This is a genomic window from Streptomyces sp. NPDC000941 (assembly GCF_053599555.1).
The window spans coordinates 1-4514 of the sequence record NZ_JBSFMM010000420.1 but is presented as its reverse complement, the minus strand read 5'-3'; the positions used below and the strand labels follow the sequence as shown (position 1 = coordinate 4514).

Here is a 4514-nt window from a genome sequence, read left to right as displayed (position 1 = left end):
CGCCCCGCGCGCCCCCCCCCGCCGCCCCGGGGCGCGGGGGGGCCGGGCCCCCCCCCCCCGCCGGCACCGTAGGTGCGGAGGGGCACCCAGCGCTTGTGCCTCCCCGCCGACACCCGCCCGCTGCGCGCCGGGCGACCAAGCAGCGGCGGCCGTACGGCGCCCCGAGCCGAGGGACCGTACAACAACCGGGCCGCCGCCTCGACGTGGAGGCGGCGGCCCGACCGTATACAGACCAACAGCGCAGCGCAGCGCCTCAGCGGCGCGCCACGCCCTCCGCGCGGGCCGCCGCCGCGACGGCCGCGGTGACGGCCGGGGCGACCCGGTCGTCGAACGGCGAGGGGATGACCTTTTCGGCGCTCAGTTCGTCGGCCACCACGGCGGCCAGCGCCTCGGCGGCGGCGAGCTTCATGCCCTCGGTGATCCGGGAGGCCCGGACCTGGAGCGCGCCGGCGAAGATGCCCGGGAAGGCCAGCACGTTGTTGATCTGGTTCGGGTAGTCGCTGCGGCCGGTGGCGACCACGGCGGCGTACTTGTGGGCGATGTCCGGGTGGATCTCCGGGGTGGGGTTGGCCATCGCGAAGATGAAGCAGCCGGGCGCCATCTTCGCGACCGACTGCTCGGGGACCGTGCCGCCGCTGACCCCGATGAAGACGTCGGCGCCGTCCAGCGCGGCCTCCATGGGGCCGGTCAGCCCGGCCTTGTTGGTGAAGCCGGCCAGCTCCCGCTTGACGTCGGTCAGGTCCTCGCGGTCGGCGGACACGATGCCCTTGCGGTCGCAGACCGCGACATCGCCGATCCCCGCCTCGACCAGGATCCTGGCGATGGCGACCCCGGCGGCGCCGGCGCCGGAGATCACGGCGCGCAGCTGGCCGAGGGAGCGGTCGGCCAGCTTGGCGGCGTTGCGCAGCGCGGCGAGGGTGACGACGGCGGTGCCGTGCTGGTCGTCGTGGAAGATCGGGATGTCGACGCGCTCCTGGAGCTTGCGCTCGATCTCGAAGCAGCGCGGGGCGGAGATGTCCTCCAGGTTCACGCCGCCGAAGGAGGGGGCGAACCGGGCGACGGTCTCCACGATCTCGTCCACCTCCCGGCAGTCGAGGGCGATCGGCACCGCGTCGACGCCGCCGAACTGCTTGAAGAGGATGGCCTTGCCCTCCATCACCGGCAGGGAGGCCTCCGGGCCGATGTCGCCGAGCCCGAGCACCGCGCTGCCGTCCGTGACGACGGCGACGACCTGGGACTTCCAGGTGTACTCATGCACCAGCTCGGGATTTTCGGCGATGGCGCTGCAGACCTTCGCGACGCCCGGCGTGTAGGCGAGGGACAGATCGTCCTTGTTCCGCACCGGCACCGTCGCCTCGATGGCCATCTTGCCGCCCCGGTGGAGCGCGAAAGCCGGATCGAAGGGCTCGCCGTCCGCGACACCCTCCGCGTTTCCCTCCGCGTCTCCGACGCTTCCGGCGCTTCCGTTCGTGCTGTCGCTGCGAGGATTCGCGATCTCCGCTGCCACTATTTGACCCCTTTGTCGTATTTCTAGTGAGGGTAACCGCCCCTGGTTGGGGAGCGGGCGGGCACCGCGTCCGGGTCCCACTGGGCAGATATCCGCCGCCTGGGGCCAGATACGAACGCCGGGCGCGCCGCACACGCGCCCTGAGCCCCGGGTGAGGGGTGTAACCGCCCGTTGTACCGGAAGGCCCTTCCGGGGACGAGCGATTTCCTGCCGCGGCCGGTGTGTGGTGTTCGATTACCTCGCGTTACCCGCAAAAGCGATTGAATCACTCTCGAACGTCCAACACTCGAGACATTTCCCTAAGTGATGAAACGTGATGAACGTCTCGTTCCGCTCATTGGCCGCGATCCTGCGGCCCGGCGTTTCCGCGCCTGTGCACCACGGGGGTCGCCCGTTATCCGATTTTGACATGGCTGGACGTCTGATCGAGCCAGTCCGGTGGCAAGATGCCCCAATCACACAGGGTCGCGACACCCACAAACGTGTTCCGGCCCATTCGGAGACCCTCTCACCCCGCAGGAGGAACGAGCATGACCGCCAGCATCACGCGCCGACGCAGCCGACGGACCGGCATGAAGTCCAAGGCGGCCGTCGCCGGCGCGATCGCGGTCACCGGCGCCCTGCTCCTGACGGGCTGTGGCGACCAGAGGGACAAGACGACCACCACCTCCGCCGGCGACACCAACAAGGCCCCGCTCTTCAACACGCTGCCTGCGGAGATCCAGAGCGCGGGCGTGATCAAGGTCGGCTCGGACATCGCCTATCCGCCGGTGGAGTTCAAGAAGAACGGCCAGGTCGTCGGCCTGGACCCGGACCTCGCCGCCGCGCTGGGCAAGGTCCTCGGCGTGAAGTTCGAGTTCAACAACACCAAGTTCGACGGCCTGCTCCTCGGCCTGCGCTCCAAGCGGTACGACATCGCCATGTCGGCGATGACCGACAACAAGAGCCGCCAGGAGGGCCTCGACCCCGACACCGGCAAGCCGGTCGGCAAGGGCGTGGACTTCGTCGACTACTTCACCGCCGGTGTGTCCATCTACACCAAGAAGGGCAACGACCAGGGGATCAAGACCTGGGACGACCTGTGCGGTAAGAAGATCGTCGTCCAGCGCGCCACCGTCTCGGAGGACCTGGCCAAGGCCGAGTCCAAGAACTGCGAGAAGAAGGGCAAGTCGAAGATCTCGATCGAGGCCTACGACGACGACATCGAGGCCCAGACCCGGCTGCGCGGCGGCGGCGCCGACGCCGGCTCCAGCGACTTCCCGGTCGCCGCCTACGCCGTGAAGACCTCCGGCGGCGGCAACGACTTCCAGCTCGTCGGCGAGCAGGTGGAGGCGGCCCCGTACGGCATCGCCGTCCTCAAGGGGAACGACCAGCTGCGCGACGCGCTCAAGCAGGCGCTCGCCCTGGTCATCGCGAACGGCGAATACGACAAGATCATCGCCAAGTGGGGCGTCAAGGAGGGCGCGGTCGACAAGGCCGTCGTCAACGGTGGCAAGTGACCGTCCTCTCCTCTCCCCCACTGAAAGGCTCTCTCCGTGACTGTTGAGATCGACAAGGCGGGCCCGAAGGACGCCCCGCCACCCGCGCCGGAGAACATCAAGGCCATCCCGGTGCGGCACTACGGCCGCTGGGTCACCGCGGTCGTCATCATCGCTTTCCTGGCGTCCATCGTGTACGCGTTTTCCCAAGGGGACGTGAACTGGGGGGCCATTCCGGATTACTTCTTCGACGACCAGATCCTCAAGGGCGTCGGCATGACCGTCTGGATCACGATCGCCTCCATGGTGCTCGGCGTGGTCCTCGGCATCCTCCTCGCGGTGATGCGGCTGTCCAAGAACCCGGTGAACGCCGCCATCGCCTGGGGCTACATCTGGTTCTTCCGCGGCACCCCGGTCTATGTGCAGCTGCTGGTCTGGTTCAACCTCGGGCTGATCTTCCACTACATCAACCTCGGCCCGATCTACCAGGACGAGTGGTCCGACTTCATGACCCCGTTCCTGGCCGCCCTGCTGGGGCTCGGCCTGAACGAGGCCGCGTACATGGCGGAGATCTGCCGCGCGGGCCTCCTGGCGGTCGACGAGGGCCAGACCGAGGCGGCCCACGCCCTGGGCATGAGCCACGCCAAGACGCTGCGCCGGGTCGTGCTGCCGCAGGCGATGCGGGTGATCGTGCCGCCCACCGGCAACGAGGTCATCAACATGCTCAAGACGAGCTCGCTGCTCGCCGTGGTGCAGTACGGAGAGCTGCTGCGAGCCGCGCAGGACGTCGCCCAGGATTCCGGCGCCGCCGCGGAGATGCTTTTCCTCGCGGCCCTCTGGTACCTCATCCTCACCTCCGTCCTGAGCGTGGGCCAGTACTACCTGGAGCGGTACTACGCCCGCGGCTCGAGCCGGAGCCTGCCCATGACCCCGCTGCAGCGGATCCGGGTCAATCTGTTCTCCTTCTCCAACCGCTCCGCAGGAGGTGTGGGCACGTCATGACCGCCATGGTGAAGGCCGAGGGCGTGCACAAGTCCTTCGGCCCCGTACAGGTCCTCAAGGGCATCGACCTGGAGGTCGCGCCGCGCGAGGTGTTCTGTCTGATCGGCCCGTCCGGCTCCGGGAAGTCCACCTTCCTGCGCTGTATCAACCACCTGGAGAAGATCAACTCCGGGCGGCTGTACGTGGACGGCGAACTGGTCGGCTACCGGCAGAAGGGCGACAAGCTCTACGAGCTCAGGGACCGCGAGGTCGCCGAGAAGCGCCGGGACATCGGCATGGTCTTCCAGCGCTTCAACCTCTTCCCGCATATGACCGCGGTGGAGAACGTCATGGAGGCGCCGGTCCAGGTCAAGGGCGAGACGAAGGCGGTCGCGCGGGAGCGCGCGCTGAAGCTGCTGGACCGGGTGGGGCTCTCCGACAAGGCCGACAGCTACCCCTCGCAGCTCTCCGGCGGCCAGCAGCAGCGCGTGGCCATCGCGCGGGCGCTGGCCATGGAGCCGAAGCTGATGCTCTTCGACGAGCCCACC

4 protein-coding genes are annotated in these 4514 nt (G+C 68.7%); 3 read left to right on the top strand and 1 reads right to left on the bottom strand.

What is annotated here, in order from left to right:
- Nucleotides 1-253 precede the first annotated feature (253 nt).
- Nucleotides 254-1507, bottom strand: coding sequence for an NAD(P)-dependent malic enzyme (locus tag ACWDSL_RS52075; protein WP_450496633.1), 1254 nt, complete (start codon nucleotides 1505-1507; stop codon nucleotides 254-256).
- Nucleotides 1508-2037: 530 nt separating this feature from the next.
- On the opposite strand from ACWDSL_RS52075, the gene ACWDSL_RS52070 reads away from it, so the two are divergent.
- From ACWDSL_RS52070 to ACWDSL_RS52060, 3 genes are all read left to right on the top strand, one after another.
- Nucleotides 2038-3006: an ABC transporter substrate-binding protein gene (locus tag ACWDSL_RS52070; RefSeq protein ID WP_450496631.1), complete on the top strand. Its 969-nt coding sequence runs from the start codon at nucleotides 2038-2040 to the stop codon at nucleotides 3004-3006.
- Between the two features lie 36 nt (nucleotides 3007-3042).
- The gene (locus tag ACWDSL_RS52065; protein ID WP_450496629.1) at nucleotides 3043-3987 is read left to right on the top strand and encodes an amino acid ABC transporter permease; all 945 of its coding nucleotides are present in this window, start codon (nucleotides 3043-3045) and stop codon (nucleotides 3985-3987) included.
- A partial coding sequence (locus ACWDSL_RS52060; protein ID WP_450496627.1) for an amino acid ABC transporter ATP-binding protein occupies nucleotides 3984-4514 on the top strand: 531 nt, incomplete at its 3' end. The genes ACWDSL_RS52065 and ACWDSL_RS52060, both read left to right, overlap by 4 nt.